This is a genomic window from Nonomuraea sp. NPDC005730 (assembly GCF_040630865.1).
GTDB lineage: Bacteria > Actinomycetota > Actinomycetes > Streptosporangiales > Streptosporangiaceae > Nonomuraea.
The window spans coordinates 80,419-96,833 of the sequence record NZ_JBEXYK010000024.1 but is presented as its reverse complement, the minus strand read 5'-3'; the positions used below and the strand labels follow the sequence as shown (position 1 = coordinate 96,833).

At 71.3% G+C, this 16,415-nt stretch carries 15 protein-coding genes; 10 read left to right on the top strand and 5 right to left on the bottom strand.

The window, feature by feature from the left end; all coding sequences use genetic code 11:
- Nucleotides 1-41 precede the first annotated feature (41 nt).
- From ABZ444_RS26205 to ABZ444_RS26195, 3 genes are all read left to right on the top strand, one after another.
- Complete coding sequence (locus ABZ444_RS26205; RefSeq protein WP_358001903.1) at nt 42-803, top strand: GntR family transcriptional regulator; 762 nt, start codon at nt 42-44, stop codon at nt 801-803.
- Between the two features lie 91 nt (nt 804-894).
- Nucleotides 895-2,709: a gamma-glutamyltransferase gene (locus ABZ444_RS26200; protein WP_358001960.1), complete on the top strand. Its 1,815-nt coding sequence runs from the start codon at nt 895-897 to the stop codon at nt 2,707-2,709.
- Between the two features lie 221 nt (nt 2,710-2,930).
- Nucleotides 2,931-3,446: a sulfite exporter TauE/SafE family protein gene (locus ABZ444_RS26195; protein WP_358001900.1), complete on the top strand. Its 516-nt coding sequence runs from the start codon at nt 2,931-2,933 to the stop codon at nt 3,444-3,446.
- A gap of 53 nt (nt 3,447-3,499) precedes the next feature.
- Here the strand turns inward: ABZ444_RS26195 and ABZ444_RS26190 are convergent, their stop codons facing one another.
- From ABZ444_RS26190 to ABZ444_RS26180, 3 genes are all read right to left on the bottom strand, one after another.
- On the bottom strand, nt 3,500-4,585 hold the full coding sequence (locus ABZ444_RS26190; protein WP_357985665.1) for a glutamate--cysteine ligase: 1,086 nt from the start codon (nt 4,583-4,585) through the stop codon (nt 3,500-3,502).
- A 73-nt stretch (nt 4,586-4,658) separates the two neighbouring features.
- A complete protein-coding gene (locus ABZ444_RS26185) occupies nt 4,659-5,315 on the bottom strand; it encodes a M15 family metallopeptidase (RefSeq protein WP_358001897.1) in 657 nt (218 codons plus the stop codon).
- Nucleotides 5,316-5,327: 12 nt separating this feature from the next.
- A complete protein-coding gene (locus tag ABZ444_RS26180; RefSeq protein ID WP_358001894.1) occupies nt 5,328-6,476 on the bottom strand; it encodes an ROK family transcriptional regulator in 1,149 nt (382 codons plus the stop codon).
- Between the two features lie 137 nt (nt 6,477-6,613).
- Between ABZ444_RS26180 and ABZ444_RS26175 the strand changes: the two genes are divergently transcribed.
- The 4 genes from ABZ444_RS26175 (at nt 6,614) to ABZ444_RS26160 (ending at nt 11,310) form a co-directional block, all read left to right on the top strand.
- Nucleotides 6,614-7,933, top strand: a complete 1,320-nt coding sequence (locus tag ABZ444_RS26175; RefSeq protein ID WP_358001891.1) for an extracellular solute-binding protein — start codon at nt 6,614-6,616, stop codon at nt 7,931-7,933.
- Nucleotides 7,934-7,935: 2 nt separating this feature from the next.
- Entirely contained in the window at nt 7,936-8,946 is a 1,011-nt protein-coding gene (locus ABZ444_RS26170; RefSeq protein WP_358001888.1) for a sugar ABC transporter permease, read from the top strand.
- On the top strand, nt 8,943-9,794 hold the full coding sequence (locus ABZ444_RS26165) for a carbohydrate ABC transporter permease (protein WP_358001885.1): 852 nt from the start codon (nt 8,943-8,945) through the stop codon (nt 9,792-9,794). The genes ABZ444_RS26170 and ABZ444_RS26165 overlap by 4 nt, the downstream gene beginning before the upstream one ends.
- A 76-nt stretch (nt 9,795-9,870) precedes the next feature.
- Nucleotides 9,871-11,310, top strand: a complete 1,440-nt coding sequence (locus ABZ444_RS26160; protein ID WP_358001882.1) for a glycoside hydrolase family 3 protein — start codon at nt 9,871-9,873, stop codon at nt 11,308-11,310.
- Between the two features lie 24 nt (nt 11,311-11,334).
- Here the strand turns inward: ABZ444_RS26160 and ABZ444_RS26155 are convergent, their stop codons facing one another.
- Entirely contained in the window at nt 11,335-12,516 is a 1,182-nt protein-coding gene (locus ABZ444_RS26155; RefSeq protein WP_358001957.1) for an ROK family transcriptional regulator, read from the bottom strand.
- Between the two features lie 89 nt (nt 12,517-12,605).
- On the opposite strand from ABZ444_RS26155, the gene ABZ444_RS26150 reads away from it, so the two are divergent.
- The 3 genes from ABZ444_RS26150 to ABZ444_RS26140 all read left to right on the top strand — a co-directional run bounded on the left by ABZ444_RS26150 (nt 12,606) and on the right by ABZ444_RS26140 (nt 15,799).
- Complete coding sequence (locus ABZ444_RS26150) at nt 12,606-14,477, top strand: endonuclease/exonuclease/phosphatase family protein (RefSeq protein WP_358001879.1); 1,872 nt, start codon at nt 12,606-12,608, stop codon at nt 14,475-14,477.
- An 8-nt stretch (nt 14,478-14,485) separates the two neighbouring features.
- On the top strand, nt 14,486-14,935 hold the full coding sequence (locus tag ABZ444_RS26145) for an Rrf2 family transcriptional regulator (RefSeq protein ID WP_352323159.1): 450 nt from the start codon (nt 14,486-14,488) through the stop codon (nt 14,933-14,935).
- 84 nt (nt 14,936-15,019) lie between these two features.
- Nucleotides 15,020-15,799, top strand: coding sequence for a DNA-formamidopyrimidine glycosylase family protein (locus tag ABZ444_RS26140; RefSeq protein ID WP_358001876.1), 780 nt, complete (start codon nt 15,020-15,022; stop codon nt 15,797-15,799).
- Here ABZ444_RS26140 and ABZ444_RS26135 read toward each other — a convergent pair.
- Nucleotides 15,796-16,152: a helix-turn-helix transcriptional regulator gene (locus ABZ444_RS26135; protein WP_352323171.1), complete on the bottom strand. Its 357-nt coding sequence runs from the start codon at nt 16,150-16,152 to the stop codon at nt 15,796-15,798. The genes ABZ444_RS26140 and ABZ444_RS26135 overlap by 4 nt on opposite strands.
- Nucleotides 16,153-16,415: the final 263 nt, after the last annotated feature.

Genomic DNA, 16,415 nt, shown 5'->3' with positions numbered 1-16,415 from the left:
TTGATCGACTGTCCGCGGATTTGTATACGACGAGCGGTCATATGGCTGATGTGATGCGGGGTACCGGCCGTACGACGCTGCTGGGTGAGGTCACCGAGGAGTTGCGTCGTCGCATACTGTCCGGCGAGCTGGCCCAGGGTGAGCGGCTGGTCGAGGATCGGCTGGCTGCGCTGCTCGGCGTGTCGCGCAACCCCGTGCGCGAGTCCATCCGGGTGCTGGCGGCCGAGGGGTTCGTCGAGGTCGTCCCGCGGGTCGGCGCGACGGTCGCACGGCTGACGGCCGAGGAGGGCGAGGAGCTCTTCGACGTACGCATGGCGGTCGAGGGCCTGGCCGCCCGGCTGGCGGCGCGCAAGCGTGGGCCCGAGGCCGTCGCGCGGCTGCGCCGGGTGCTCGACGCGGCCAGGGAGGCTGTGGCGGCCGGGCGACCGGCGGAGGTGGCCGAGCTCAACACCGCCTTCCATCTGGCCGTGGGCGAGGCGGCGGGCAACTCCTACCTCAATCTGATGATGAGGCCCATGGTGCTGCGGGCGCAGTGGGTCTTCAGCCAGACCGCCGCCGCCCGGGGGCCGCACTCCTGGACGGAGCACCTGAGCCTGTGCGAGGCCATCGCGGCGGGCGACGAGGACGAGGCCCAGGCCAGGGCGGTCGCGCACGTCGCCGCCGCCCGCCGGTCGTTCCTCGCGGCCGTGACCCGCACGGCGAACCACCCGGACGATGCGGACCACCCGGACGACGCGGACCACCCGGACAACGCGGACCACCCGGACGCACAGGCGGCAACCGGCGCCCCGCAGCGAGGGTGAGATGCGGGGATTGTATACAGTCGCCTGAACCGTCCCCCCGGAGGAGAGACCGTTGTTCACCACCAGGCCCGAGCTGACGGGCGACTTCGGCATGGTCGCCAGCACCCACTGGCTGGCCTCGGCGGCCGGGATGGGCGTGCTGGAGCGCGGCGGCAACGCCTTCGACGCGGCGGTGACCGCCGGGTTCGTGCTCCAGGTCGCCGAACCGCACCTGAACGGCCCCGGCGGCGAGGTGCCGATCCTGCTGTGGAGCGAGGAGGAGCAGAAGGTCTCGGCGGTGTGCGGCCAGGGCGTGGCCCCCGCCGCCGCGACCGTCGAGCGCTTCGCCGCGATGGGGCTGGACGTCGTCCCCGGCACGGGTCTGCTGGCGGCGACGGTGCCGGGCGCGTTCGGCGGCTGGATGCTGCTGCTGGAGCGCTGGGGCACCTGGTCGCTGGCCGAGGTGCTGGCCCCGGCGATCCACTACGCCGAGCACGGCGTGCCGGTGCTCGACCGGATCGCCGCCACGATCGGGACGGTCGAGGAGCTGTTCAGACGCGACTGGCCCACGTCGGCGGCCACCTGGCTGCCGGACGGCCAGGTCCCGGCGCCCGGTTCCAGGCTGGCCAACCCGGTGCTCGCGGCGACCTACCGCAGGCTGGTCGCCGAGGCCGAGGCCGCGTCGGCCACCCGCGAAGGTCAGCTCGCCGCCGCCAGACATGCCTGGTACGAGGGTTTCGTCGCCGAGGCCGTCGCCGGTTTCAGCACCGGCACCGCCTGGCGGGACAGCTCGGGCGAGGTCCACGGCGGCCTGCTCTCCGGGGACGACCTGGCCCGCTGGTCCGCCACGGTCGAGGAGCCGGTGAGCTTCGACTACCGCGGGCACACCGTGTACAAGACGGGACCTTGGGGGCAGGGGCCGGTCTTCCTGCAGCAGCTCGCCCTGCTGTCCGGGTTCGACCTCGACGCCGTCGACTTCCTGGGCGCCGACCACGTGCACGTGGTGACCGAGGCGGCCAAGCTCGCCTTCGCCGACCGCGAAGCCTGGTACGGCGACGCCGACGTGCCCATGGCCGACCTGCTGAGCGCGGCGTACAACGAAGAGCGGCGGCGGCTGATCGGGGCCGAGGCCAGCCTGGAACTGCGGCCGGGCGCGCCCGGCGGCCGGGAGCCGCGGCTGCCGCTCCTCCCGCCGGGCACGGCGGCCGTCTCCTCCGCGACTCCCGCGCCCGTTCGTCCGGGCATCGGCGAGCCGACGGTCGCCCGCCACGACGTACCGCCGACCGGCCGCCCGCGCCCCCTGACCGGCGCCGGCGAGCAGACGGTGACGCCGGACGGCGCGGTGCGGGGCGACACCTGTCACGTGGACGTCGTGGACCGGTTCGGGAACATGGTCTCGGCCACGCCCAGCGGCGGCTGGTTGCAGAGCTCCCCCACGATCCCCGAGCTGGGTTTCTGCCTGGGCACCAGGGCGCAGATGTTCTGGCTGCAGGAGGGGCTGCCCGCCTCGCTGCGGCCCGGCGCGCGCCCGCGCACCACGCTCTCGCCGTCGTTCGCCACCCGGGACGGCAGGCCGTGGCTGGCGTTCGGCACCCCGGGCGGTGACCAGCAGGACCAGTGGAGCGTCAACTTCTTTCTGGCCGTCGTGCACGGGCGGCTGAACCTCCAGGAGGCGATCGAGGCGCCCATGTTCCACTCCGCGCACTTCCCCAGCTCGTTCTTCCCGCGCGGCTCGCGTCCCGGGGTGCTGCACGTCGAGGAGCGGCTCGACCCGGGAGTGGTGGCCGAGCTGCGGCGGCGCGGGCACGAGGTCGAGGTCGAGGGGCCGTGGTCGCTCGGCAGGCTGAGCGCGGTGGCCCGGGACGGCGCCTTCCTGCGGGCCGCCGCCAACCCCCGCGGCGCTCAGGGCTACGCAGCGGGCCGATGACCAACCACGACCTCGCACCCCACTCCCCACCCACGCCCGCCAACCGCCCGTCCCAACCGAAGGCGAGAACCACCACCGACCGCACGCCTGCACCGGAGGCAAGCACCTCCGAGCGCGCGTCCCGGCTGAAGGCGAGAACCACCACCGACCGCACGCCCCAACCGGAGGCGAGGACCACCACCGAGCGCGCGCCCCGACCGGGGGTGGGGTGGTGACGGTTGGTGAGCTTGTGTTTCTGGGTGGGGCCGGGTTGCCGGCGGGAGGGCGGCACGCTGATCTCCTTCCCGGTGCTGGTGGCGTTCGGCTACCCGGGCGTCACGGCGTCGGTGGCCAGCGCGGTGGCCCTGTGGCCCGGCCATCTGGGCGGCGTCGTCGGCTACCGCGCCGAGCTGCGCGGGCAGCGGCGCAGGGTGACGGCGCTGTCGGCCGCCACCGTGGCGGGCGCCGTGGCGGGCTGTTCGCTGCTGCTGGCCGTGCTCGGCATGTTCCTGCGCGACGACCTGCACCGGGTCAACGCCGTACGGGCCGCGTTGTCGCTGGTCGTCAGTACGGTGTCGGTGGTGGCGTTCGCGCTGTTCGGCCCGGTGGAGTGGCAGGCCGTGGCGGTGGTGGCGCCGGCCAGCCTGGCGGGTGGCTTCCTCGGCACCCGCGTGGCCCGGCTCATGCCGCCGAACGTGCTGCGCGGCGTCGTCGTGACCTTCGGCCTCGGCGTGGCGGCCGTGCTCGCGCTGCGTTGAAACTGCGTTGAAACTGCGTCGAAACTGCGTTGCAGCTGCGTTGAACGGGCGGTTCAGGCGACGGTGGCCTCGATCAGATCGTCCACCACGTCGGTCAGGTCGTTGCCCCGGGCGTGCACGCGCCGCTGGCGCACCGCCCCGGAGCCCTTGCTCAGCAGCCGTTCCAGGCCCTCTTCGATGAAGGTCAGGTCGCCGGCCTCGGCCAGCGCGGCGCTCACGTGGCCGAACAGGCGGCGGGCCATCACCGTGGCGGGCACGAGGGTTCCGTGCCGCACGTCGAGGCTGTCGCCGACCAGGCCGTCCCGGGCCGCCCGCCAGTAGGCGGCCCGCAGCACCTCCGACGGGATCGGCAGCCCGCGGTCGCCGCGCGCCACCTCCCGCAACGCGGTCACGACCAGGGCCCGGATCAGGCCGATGATCGTCAGGCTGTCGCTCACGTCGAGCGGCACGTCGGCCACCCTGATCTCGACCGTCGGCAGCCTCGGCGACGGACGGGTGTCCCAGAAGACCGTCTTGGGGTCCATCAGCGCGCCCGACTCCGACAGCGCCCGCAGCGCCAGCTCGTAGTCGCCGAACGTCGGGAAGAACGGCGGCGCCCCGGACACCGGCCACCGCCCCCAGCTGATCACTCGCCAGGACGCGTAGCCGGTGTCGCGGCCCACGAAGAACGGCGAGTTGGCGGCCAGCGCGATCAGCGTCGGCAGCCAGGGTCTGAGATGGTTGCCGACGTAGACGGCGATCTCCTCGTCCGGTACGTCGACGTGCACGTGCAGCGCGCAGATGCTGATCTCGTCCTGCAACGCCCGGTAGAGTTCCTTGCCCTGCTGATAGCGGTGGTCGTCGGTGAGCGGCGGCGGCATGACGTTGCCGAGCACCGGGATGCCGCTGGCCACGACCGCCAGGCCGCACGACCGGGCCGCCTCGGCCACCTCCTTCCGTGCTGCCCGTAGCTGGGAGCCCAGCTCACTGAGGTCGGCGGAGGGCGGCGTACGGGCCTCCACCTGGAAACGGGTGATCTCGTGGGCCACGTCGAGCATGTCCGTCGCGGCGGCCAGGACTTCGGCCGCCCGTGGGGACACGTGGCGGGTGCGGGGATCGACGACGAGGTATTCCTCTTCGATCCCGATCAACGGAACCATGCACACCTCGCTGGGGAGTCCGAAGAGCCTCCGCCACAGGTTGTGCCCGTACCGCTGCCGGGGGAAAACCTGGCTAGAAGGGGGCAGGACCGTACAGGGCGGCGGGGGCGCCGGTGGACATGGCCCAGTAGCGGTCGCCGTACGACCAGTGCCACCACTCGGTCGGGTAGTTGACCAGGCCCACGGGCTCCAGGGCGGCGGCCAGGATCTTGCGGTGGGCGCGGGCCTCGGCAGGGATGCCGGCGGCGGCCGTGTAGCAGGCGCCGCCGCTCTCCTCCGGATTGTCGTTGACCTGGGTGCCCATGTCGTACTCGGTGCCGTCGGGGGCGCACAGGGTCAGGTCGACGGCGGCGCCGGCGGTGTGGGGGGCGACCTCGACGGGCGACACGTAACGACTTGCCGCGATATAGGACTCGTCGGGCGTCATTTCGGGGTAAGTGGTCAGGAGTTCGGCGCGGTACCCCTCGAAGATGCGCCGCTGGGTGGCGATGGGCCGGTATCCCTCGACGATCAGCAGGTGGAAGCCGTCGGGCAACGAGCTCTCGGCCCGCTCCAGCCGGTCGAGCAGCCCCGCGCGCAGGTGCGCGTACGCGCCGTCGGCGTCGGCCATCCGCGTGTCGACCCGCAACCGCCCGCGTACGTCGGCCAGCGGCTCACCGCACTCCCGGACGGGGATCGCCGAGACGCGCGGATCGGAGATGAGGACTACGTCGGTGTCGAGCTGCCACATGGGCAGAAATTCTCACACAGTGTCGGAGAAAACCTGCTCCCGGGCCTGCTCCAGGGCCGCGACCATGGCCCCGCGCAGCACCGCGTTGCCGGTCACCTTGGTGGTCACCACGGTCGGCTGGCTGGGGCACACGCGGGCCACGGCCTCCTCCACCTTGGCGGCCAGCCGTTCGCCGCCGGCCCGGCCGACGTCGCCGCTGAGCACGATCAGCCCGGGGTCGAGCACGACGGCCACGGCCGCCGCGCCCACGGCCAGGCGGCCCGCCACCTCGTCCAGGTAGTCCTCGTCGCCGTTGCGGACCAGGTCGGGCACGGTGTAGCCGATCACGCCGTGCTCGCCGGCCAGGCCGCGCAGGGCGTCGTGGCCCACCAGGCGCTGGAACGAGCCCGACTGCGGCTGCGAGACGTCGGCCGGCAGCGGCTCGCCCGGCACCGGCAGCCAGCCGATCTCGCCCGCGCCGCCGGTGATGCCGCGGTGCAGCCGGCCGCCGAGCATGACGCCGAGGCCCTGGCCGACGCCGGCCCAGATGACCACGAAGTCGTCGTGGCCGACGGCGGCGCCGTAGCGGCTCTCGGCCAGGGCGACCAGGTTGACGTCGTTCTCTATCGTCACCGAGACGCCGAGGGTCTGGCGCAGGCTGGCCAGCACGCCGACGTGCCAGTCGGGCAGGTCGTAGGACCAGCGCACGTCGCCGCTGCGGGGATCGACGACACCTCTGGTGCCGATGACGAAGGAGCGAAGCTGGGAGAGCTCGACGCTGGCCGTGGCGCAGGCCCGCTGGACGGCCGAGTGGACCGCCTTGACCGGGTCGCGGGCGTCGGACGGGTTGACCGTCACTTCGACAACGATTTTACCTGTGATGTCCGCCACACCGACAGTGAGGCTGTCGGGCAGCACCTCCAGCCCGGCGACGTACGCGCTCGACGGAACCACGGCGTACAGGGCGGCGTGCGGCCCACGGCCGCCGGCGCGCTCGCCCGCGACCTCCACCAGGCCCCGTTCTTCGAGGCGAGCAAGCAGCTGACCTGCGGTTACCTTGGATAGTCCCGTTCGCTCCCCCAGTTCGGCGCGGGTCAGCGGGCCGTCCGCGAGGAGGAGTTCAAGTGCCGAGCGGTCGTTCAACCTGCGCAGCAGCCGGGGGATCCCCGGGCTTCGACTCATTACCGCACCCCTCTCGTCACGAATGGCTAACGAGCGTTTCTTTTAAGAAAGTTTCTTGTTAGTTTAACAGCGTCGTTCGGCATTTGACGATCAGCCTGGTGCGGACCGTAGGCCAGCACCCGGGAAGGGAGAACCCTGTGAGGATCGCGAAGATCACAGCCACTACGGTCACCACGGCCGCCCTGGCCCTGGGCCTGGCCGCCTGTGGGTCAAGCGAGGAGCCGAAGCCGTCTTCCAGCGCTGCGGCTCCCGCTTCCAGTGGCCCCAAGTTCGCGGGCAAGACGCTGACCGTGTGGCGTCTCGGTGACAGCAACCCCGCGGCGGCCAAGTACATGGAAGAGCTCGACGCCGAGTTCAAGAAGCAGACCGGCGCGGATGTCAAGCTTGAGTTCATCCCGTGGCCGACGGTGGCCGACAAGTTCGCCGCCGCCGCGACGGGCTCGGGCCCGGACGTGACCGAGATCGGAAACGACCAGGTCCCGATGTGGCAGAGCCAGGACGCGCTCACCCCCATCACCGACATCGCGCGTGAAGGCGACCGGGCCCAGATCCCCGAGAACCTCTACGGCTACGAGACGGTCGACGGCGAGATCTACGGCATCCCGTGGGGCGCCGGCGCCCGCGCAGTGCTCTACCGCAAGGACTGGTTCGAAGACCTCAAGATCGAGGTTCCCAAGACCTGGGACGAGCTCGTCGCCGCGGCGAAGAAGATCCAGAAGGAGAAGGGCGCCGGCGTCGACGGCTTCGCCTTCAACGGCGGCTCGGACGCCAACCACCTGCTGGCCGCGTTCGCCTGGTCCGAGGGCGGCGAGTTCGCCGTCAAGGAGGGCGACAAGTGGGTCGGCAAGCTGACCGACCCCGGCTTCCAGAAGGGCTTCGAGACCTACACCGGTCTGGTCACCGGCGGCCTGTCCGGCAAGGCGAACCTGACGCTGAACACCGTCGACATCCGTAAGCGCTTCGCCAACAACAAGGTGGCGATGTACCTCACGGCCGGCTGGGACCTGCCCGGCATCGAGGAGGACTCGAAGGGCAAGCTGAAGGGCGACAAGCTCGGCTTCTTCCCGCTGCCCGCCAAGACCGGCGGTCTGGCCCCGTCCTTCTTCGGCGGCAACGACATCGCGCTGTGGGGCGGCACCAAGGAGGCCGACCTCGGCAAGGAGTACATCAAGCTCGCCACCAGCAAGACCTGGGCCGACCGCTACGCCAAGGAAGGCGGCCTGCTGCCGGTCTACCCCGACACCCTGGCGGCGCTGAACGAGGACCCGGCGCAGGGCCCGTTCGCCCAGGCCTTCGCCAAGGCCAAGGCGTTCCCGGCCGACGCCAACTGGGCCGAGGCCGACGCCACCAAGGCCGTGCTGCAGAACGCGGCACGCGCCGTCATCGAGGGCAAGAAGGACACCACCACGGCTCTCGCTGACGCCAACAAGGAACTCGAAGAGATCCTGAACCAGTAACGATGGCGAACACGACTACGGTCACCCGGGGCAGGGGCTCGTCCCCCGCCCCGGGGCGCCGCCGTAAGGGCGGCACCCCGGGCAAGGCCAGCGGGATGCCCACGTGGAGCGTCCCGTACCTCCTGCTCGTCCCCGGTGTGCTGGTCATCGCGGTACTGCTGCTGTACCCGATGTTCCAGCTCGCCGTGATGGCCTTCCAGAAGGTCGGGCTCGCGCAGATCAGAGGGAGCAAGCCGGCCGAGTGGGTGGGCCTGGACAACTTCAACAAGATCCTCTCGAACGACATCTTCTGGTCGGCTCTGCGCAACACCGTGGTGTTCGCCTTCGTCGCCGTCAGCCTCACCCTGATCGTGGGCACCGCGATCGGCGTGCTGCTGAACAAGCTCGGCAAGAAGATGTCCCTGGTCGTGGTCATCGGGTGCATGTTCGCCTGGGCCGTGCCGCCGGTCGCCCAGGGCGTCATCTGGCGCTCGCTCTTCGACGCCGAGTCCGGCATCGTCAACTGGCTGCTCAACCTGCTGCCCGACTGGCTGGCCGCGCCACCCGCCGGCCAGCGGGACTGGACGGGCACCCCATGGCTCAACGAGACCTTCCCGCTGTACGTCGCGCTGATCGTGTGCGTGGTGTGGGCCGGGTTCCCGTTCATCGCGGTCTCGGTGCTGGCGGGTCTCAAGGGCATCCCGGCCGAGCTGTACGAGGCGGCGAAGGTCGACGGCTCGGGGGCGTGGCGGACCTTCAGGAAGATCACCCTGCCGCTGCTCAAGCCGGTCTTCGCCGTCCTGACGATCCTGTCGATCATCTGGGACTTCAAGGTCTTCAGCCAGCTCTACGTGCTGATGAACGGCCCGACCAACCGCGACGGCTTCAACCTGTCGATGTACTCGGTCGCGGAGGCGTTCAGGCCCCCGCAGAAGCTGGGCACCGGCGCGGCGATCTCCATCGTGCTGACGATCATCCTGCTCATCATCACCGTCGCGTACGTCCGGCAGATCGTGAAGCAGGAGGAGATGTGAACCCGCTGGCCCGCAAGAAGCTCGGGAAGATCCTCCTGAACACGGCCGGTGTGCTGGTCTTCCTCTACGCGGTCTTCCCCGTCTACTGGATGGTCTCCACCGGCTTCAAGGAGAACGACCAGATCTTCACGACGGAGTTCATCCCGTTCCCGACGCACTTCACCTTCGACCACTTCTCGCAGGTGCTGACCGAGGGCGTGGCGAACAACTCCATCTGGCTCTACATGCGCAACAGCGCGATCGTGGCGCTCGGCACCGTGCTCATCGGCTCGGTCTTCGCGCTGCTGTCGGCCACGGCCATCGCCCGCTTCCGGTTCAAGGGGCGCGGCACGTTCCTGGTCATCCTGCTGATCGTGCAGATGTTGCCGGCGGAGGGCCTGCTCATCCCGCTCTACATGATGGTCAAGCGGGTCGGCCTCGGTGACCAGCTCCTCGGACTGATCATCACCCAGGTCGCGCTGACGCTGCCGTTCGGCATCTGGATGTTGCGCACCTTCGTGGCGGCAGTGCCGCGGACGCTGGAGGAGGCGGCCTGGATCGACGGCGCGAGCCGCATGACCACGTTCTGGAAGGTGCTGTTCCCGCTGGTCGCGCCGGGGTTGGTGGCCACGAGCATCTTCTCGTTCATCACCGCGTGGAACGATCTGGTGTTCGCCCTCTACCTGATGTCGGGCTCCGAGGGCTACACGATGCCGGTCGCGCTGCAGTACTACTTCGGCCAGAAGGGCGTCGACTGGGGCGCGATCATGGCCGGTTCCACCCTGATGACCCTTCCGGTGGTCGTCTTCTTCCTGCTGGTACAACGCCGCATGGTCACCGGTCTCACCGCCGGGGCCGTGAAGGGGTAACAGGCACTGATCCTCGTACGGCTCGGCCTGGTCCGGGCCGTACCCGATCGTGCCGTCATTCAAGTGATGAGGAGCCATGAGTCAGAGTGATCGGGGGCTGCGTCGCCTCGCGGCCGGCACGCTGCTCGTCGCCTTCCAGGGCACCACGGCGCCCGACTGGGTGCTGCGTGAGCTGGACAACGGCCTGGGCGGCGTGACGCTCTTCGGGTTCAACGTCGCCGGTCCCGACCAGGTCAGGTCGCTCACCTCGACGTTGCGCGCCTCGGCCGAGCCCGTCATCTCGCTCGACGAGGAGGGCGGGGACGTCACCAGGCTGGCCTACCACGTCGGCAGCCCGTACCCGGGGAACGCGGCGCTGGGGGCGGTCGACGACGTGGACCTGACCTGCCGGGTCTACGCGGCGATCGGGTCGGAGCTGGCCGCGTGCGGCATCAACCTGGACCTCGCGCCGAGCGCGGACGTCAACACCGAGGCCGACAACCCGGTGATCGGGACCAGGTCCTTCGGCGCCGACCCGGCGCTGGTGGCCAGGCACACGGTCGCGGCGGTCAACGGGCTGCAGTCGGTGAACGTGGCCGCCTGCGTCAAGCACTTCCCCGGCCACGGCGCCACCCGGGTGGACTCCCACCTGGCCGTGCCCGTCGTGGACGTCGGCCTGGACGTGCTGCGCACCCGCGAGCTCGCGCCGTTCCGGGCGGCCATCGAGGCCGGCGCCAAGACCGTGATGACCGCCCATGTGGCGGTTCCGGTGGTGACCGGGGACACTCCGGCCACCCTGTCACCCGCCGCTCTGACCGGGCTCCTCAGGGGCGAGCTCGGCTACGACGGCGTGGTGATCACGGACGCGCTGGACATGCACGCGATCACCAAGAGCGTCGGCCTGGCCAACGGCGCCGTGCTCACGCTCGCGGCCGGGGCGGACCTGATCTGCCTCGGCCCGATCCCCGGCGAGGACGACGTCCAGCGGGTCATCGGGGAGATCGTGGCTGCGGTGACCGAGGGCCGCCTGCCGGCCGCCAGGCTGGAGGAGGCGGCCGACCGCGTGGGAGCGCTGCGGGCCTGGTTCGGCACGCCCGAGGTGATCGCGACCGAGCAGAACGGGGTCGGCCTGCACGCCGCCCGCCGCGCCGTGCAGCTGACCGGCGAGACGGAACCCCTGGTGGAGCCCCTGGTGATCGAGGTGGACACCCCGCCCACGATCGCCGTGGGGAACGTGCCATGGGGTGTGGGCCCGTGGCTGCCGGACGCCGAGATCGTCCGCGTCGAGCCCGCGGCCGCCGACGTCCCCGCCCTGCTGGCCAAGGCCGCGAACCGGTCGCTGGTCATCGTGGTGAAGGACGCCCACCGCTACCAGGCGAGCCAGGAACTGGTCTCCGCTCTGGTGGCGGCCCGCCAGGACACGACGGTGATCGAGATGGGCCTGCCCGTCTGGCGGCCCGACAGCGCCGCCTACATCGCCACGTACGGGGCGGCCAGGGCCAACGCCCAGGCCGCCGTGGAACTGATCACCGCCTGAGACAGGCGGCCACGGCCCGCCGGATCAGGGCGCGAGGAGCTCCTCGCGCGCCTGGTCCAGGGCGGCCAGCACCGCGCCGCGCAACACCGGGTTGGCGTGGGCGACCGCCGTGGTGACCACCTGCGGCCGCACCGGGCAGATCCGCGCCACGGCCTCCTCCACCCTGGAGGTCAGCGCGGATCCCCCGGCGTGGCCCACCTCCCCGGCCAGCACGACCAGCCCCGGGTCGAGGATCACGCAGACCGCCGCCACGCCCAGAGCCAGCCGGTGGGCGATCTCGTCGAGCATCGGCTCACCGCGGGACCCGGCCGCCACCGCGACCTCGACGCACTCGCCGGCGCTCTCGGCCGTGAAACCGTAGCCGCGGGCCAGCTCGGCCACCGCCTCGGCGCTCACCAGCGACTGCAGGCCGCCCGCCAGCGACGGCAGCCGGCCCGGCTTGGTGCGGATGTCCTCCGGCAACGGCACGCCGGGCACCGGCAGGTAGCCGATCTCCCCCGCGCTGCCCGAACGCCCCCGGTGGAGCTTGCCGCCCAGCATGACCGCCATGCCGAGGCCCCGGCTCGCCCACACCAGCACGAAGTCGTCGACGCCCTTGGCCGCGCCGTCGGCGTACTCGGCGATGGCGGCCAGGTTCACGTCGTTCTCGATCGTCACCTCGCGCCGCAGGTCGCCGGCGAGCGCCTCGTGGATGCCCTCGTGCCAGCCCGGCAGGTCGAAGGAGAAGCGCACGTCGCCGCTGCGCGGATCGACCACGCCCGGGGTGCCGATCACCACACCGCGCAGCCTGGCCAGGCTGACCTTGGCGCTGCGGCAGGCCTTGACGATCGCGCCGTGCACGGCGGCCACCGGGTCGTCGTGGCCGCCGGGATCGACGGTGACCTCGGCGATCGTGCGGCCGTGGATGTCGGCGACGGCGGTGGAGATGAGCTCGGGCCCGACCTCCAGACCGGCCACGTACGCGCTGGAGGGGATGACCGAGTAGAGCGCCGCGTTCGGCCCCCTGCCGCCCGCCTGCGCGCCCACCACCTCGACCAGACCGCGCTCCTCCAGCCGCGCGAGCGTCTGGGAGGCGGTGACCTTGGACAGACCGGTCAGGTCGCCGATCTGCCCCCTCGTCATGGGACCGGTGGCCAGCAACAGCTCCAGTGCGGCCCGATCGTTGATCTCCCGGAGAAGTCTGGGCACACCAGGACGACGCTCCACGCTGATTCCCACCGTCAATTCGAAAAGGTTGTTGGAAGTTTAGCGCCCCAGCTCTTGCATATCATCGGAGCCGAACACGAGGATGCCTCATGACCATCCCCCGCGGCCCGGCGATCATGCTCGCGCTCGGCCTCGTGCTGCTGCTGGACGTGTTGAGGGTCTTCCTCCCGTCGTTGATCACCCTGTTCGGCCGCGCGGGCGAGACGCCGCCGGAGCTGATGGGCCTCTACGCCGCCGCCTGGTTCATCCTGCCTTTCCTGGCGCTGTTAGCCAAGCCGCGCCACGCTCTGCTCGGCGGCGCCGCGGCGCTGGTCCTCGCCAGGATCCTGCTGCAGGCGGGCGTGAGCCAGCTCTACGTCGCCTCGGCCGGCGTCACCGCGGGCCTGGTCTTCCTGTACGGCTGCACCCACGCCGTCCCGCGCCGGGCGGTGCCCGTCGGCGTCATGGGCGGCCTGAGCCTGTCGCTGATCGTCCATCTGCTGCTGGACGGCGTGGATCTGGTCTGGCGTGACGGCCTCGTCCCGTGGCTGGCGGTGCTCTCGGTCTGCGCCGCCTTCCTGAGCCTCCTCCGCCCGCCGGCCGCCGAGGTGGACCGCGCGCCCACGCTGACGTGGTTCCTGCTCGGCCCGGCGATGTTGCTGACCGGCGTGGCCGCCACGGGCTGGGCCAAACCCGAGCAGAGCCCTACCGACCTGTGGGCGGTGCTGGCGGGCACCGGCCTGCTCGCCGTCGTCCTGGTCATGGTCGTGGTGCAGGCCGCCCACCCGCCGCTGTCGCCGGTCTTCGACGTCATCCTCGGCGTTCTGCTGGTGGTCTCCGCGGTGGCCCTCGCCCTGTCGGCGCCCTACGGCACCGTGCTGCTGATCGGCTGGCTCGGCTCCCTGCTCGCCGGGACCGCGAGGCCGGACCGCCCCGCCGGGCGACGTCCGGGAGTGGCCGTGCTCGGCGGCGGGCTGGTCTTCTTCGTCGGGCTGTTCGTCTACTACGCGGCCTACGACATGAACCTCGGCTTCCCCAACGGCCTGGTCCTCGTGGCGGTGGCGGTGCTGGTGGCCGCCCTCAGCGTCGTGACGGCCCTGGTCCGGCACTCGCCGCGGCCGGTCGCGCCGGTCCGCCTCGGCTGGTTGCCGGTGGCCGTCGCCGTCCTGCTGGTGGGGCTCGTGACGCTGGGGGCGCCGTCCGCGCCGCCCGTACGGGCCAAGCAGGGCGACACCTTCACCCTGATCGCCTACAACATCCGCATGGGCTACGGACTGGACGGCCGCCTGTCGCTCGACAAGATCGCGTCGTGGGCCGCCGCCCAGAAGCCCGACGTCGTGCTGCTCAGCGAGGTGGACCGCGGCTGGCTGCTCAACGGCGGCCACGACGACCTGGCCAGGATCGCCCGCGGCCTCGGCATGCGCTACCACTTCGCGCCCGCCGCCGACCAGGTGTGGGGCGACGCGCTGCTCACCAACCTCCCGGTCAAGCAGGTGCACTCCCATCCTCTGGGCGCCCATGACTACCCGACGGGCGCGCAGGCCCAGACGGTCGTCCTGGAGGTCGGAGGCAAGGAGGTGGGCATCGTCAACACCCATCTGCAGGCCCCCGAGGGCCAGGCGCCCGAGGTCGCCGCGATCGCCCGCGCCCTGGCCGCCGGCCGGGACGCCGACGAGGCCGGGCACCGCGCCGCCGGAGCCGGGGAGCAGGTGAGGCGACCGGTGATCCTGGCGGGTGACCTGAACACCCGGCCCACCGATCCGGCCATGGAGGTGCTGAGGGCGGCCGGGCTGAGCGACCCGCTGACCGCGTTCGGGGACCCGCCCACCTCGCCCGCCGACGCTCCCAAGGAGCGTATCGACCACGTGCTGCTCACCAAGGGGTTGATCGCGATTTCTGCGCAGGCGCCGCGGTTGCCGTATTCGGATCACCTGCCCGTTCTGACGACCTTGCGCCTAACCAGTGTTGACCAGGAGGGATAATCGAGAACATGCGCCTTTCCGCTCGTGTCGACTACGCCCTCCGTGCCGCCGCTGAACTCGCCGCAGCCGGCGCGGGTCCGACTACCGTGGGTGAGCTCGCCAAGGAACAGGACATGCCTCCCAAATACCTGGAGAACATCCTGCTCCAGATGCGCCGCGCCGGCCTCGTGCGCGGCCAGCGGGGTCCCGAGGGCGGCTACGTGCTGGCCCGGCCCGCCGCGAACATCTCGCTCGCCGACGTGATCAGGGCCGTGGACGGGCCGCTGGCCAACGTGCGCGGCGAGCGTCCGGAACATGTCGGCTACCGAGGTCCGGCCGAGTCGTTGCAGCAGGTGTGGATCGCGTTGCGCGCCACCGAGCGCGCCATCCTGGAGGAGGTCACGCTCGAACAGGTCGCCACGGGCAGCCTTCCCGAGCGTGTCCGCCAGCTCGCCGCCGACCCCGCCGCCTGGGACTGAACCCTCCGGCCGGGCATGGCGGCGGGCGCCCTCGGGGCCCGTGGCCGCCGCCCCGGCCGGGAGGCGGGTACCTAGACTGGAGGGATGCCCGAGGGAGACGCCGTTTACCGCACCGCGGCGCGCCTGCGTGGCGCGCTCGACGGCCGTGTGCTGACCAGGTCGGACTTCCGCGTCCCGCGGCACGCCACGGCGGACCTGAGCGGCCGTGCGGTGCTCACCACGGTCTCCAGGGGCAAACATCTGCTGACCCGGGTCGAGGGCGGCCTGACCGTGCACACCCACCTGCGCATGGACGGAAGCTGGCGGGTCATGCCCGCCGGGCGGCGCACGGCCGGCGGCGACCAGGTGCGGCTGATCCTGGCCAACGAGGAGTGGCAGGCGGTGGGGATCAAGCTCGGCATGGTCGACCTGGTCACGACCGCCGACGAGGAGCGGCTGGTGGGGCACCTGGGGCCTGACCTGCTGGGCGCCGACTGGGATCCGGGCGAGGCCGTGCGAAGGCTACGAGCGGCACCGGACAGGACGATCGGCGAAGCGCTGCTCGATCAGCGCAACCTGGCGGGGATCGGCACGATCTATCGCGCCGAGACCCTGTTCCTGCGCGGGATCTGGCCGTGGAAGAAGGTCGGGGAGATCGAGGATCTCGAAGGGCTCGTCACGCTGGCCCACCGGCTGCTGGAGGCCAACAAGGGGCATGGCGGCACGGTGACGACAGGTGATCGCCGCCCGGCGAACCAGACCTGGGTCTATGGCAGGGCAGGGAGACCCTGTCGCCGATGCGGCACGCGCATCAGCCGCGGGGAGATGGGGGCACAGCCACAGGAAAGGCTGATCCTGTGGTGTGGTGGCTGCCAGCCGCGTTAGGCCGCCACCATGTCCTTGACCTCGGGGAACACGGTGTCGCCGATCGACCCGGGAACCGTCTCGGCAAGAGGCAGGCGCTCGTGCTCGGGCATGTCGGCCAGCACAGGCGCGGCCTGGAGCTCCGCCAGCGCGAACTGGTCGGAAACCTCACGCAACACCTGCGAGAGCGGCACTCCGAGGGCACCGCAAATGGACGCGAGCAGCTCGGACGAGGCTTCCTTCTGGCCACGCTCGACCTCGGAAAGATAACCGAGCGAGACACGCGCCAGCGTGGACACCTCGCGTAGCGTGCGCCCCTGACGCACCCGCAACCGCCTCAGCACGTCACCGAGCAGCTGACGCAGCAGAATCATCTGTCGCTCCCTCCCCGGCGTGGATGTCTTCACCACGCCCCGCGCGATCGGATCGTGCCGCACATTGGTCTTCTTGGCTTCGTACATACTCCTCGCCGTCATCATGGGGCGTCGCCTCCCCGGGTCTGCCGCTCGTGCCTGGTCGCGCGACTCATCAGGCCCGCCTGCCGGGCGCTCGGTGCTTGCAGTTGGCTCACGGACCTCACTCACAGCTCCACCGTACCCGTATCCACCGACACCGCGTCAGACCGTGCTTCGCATGT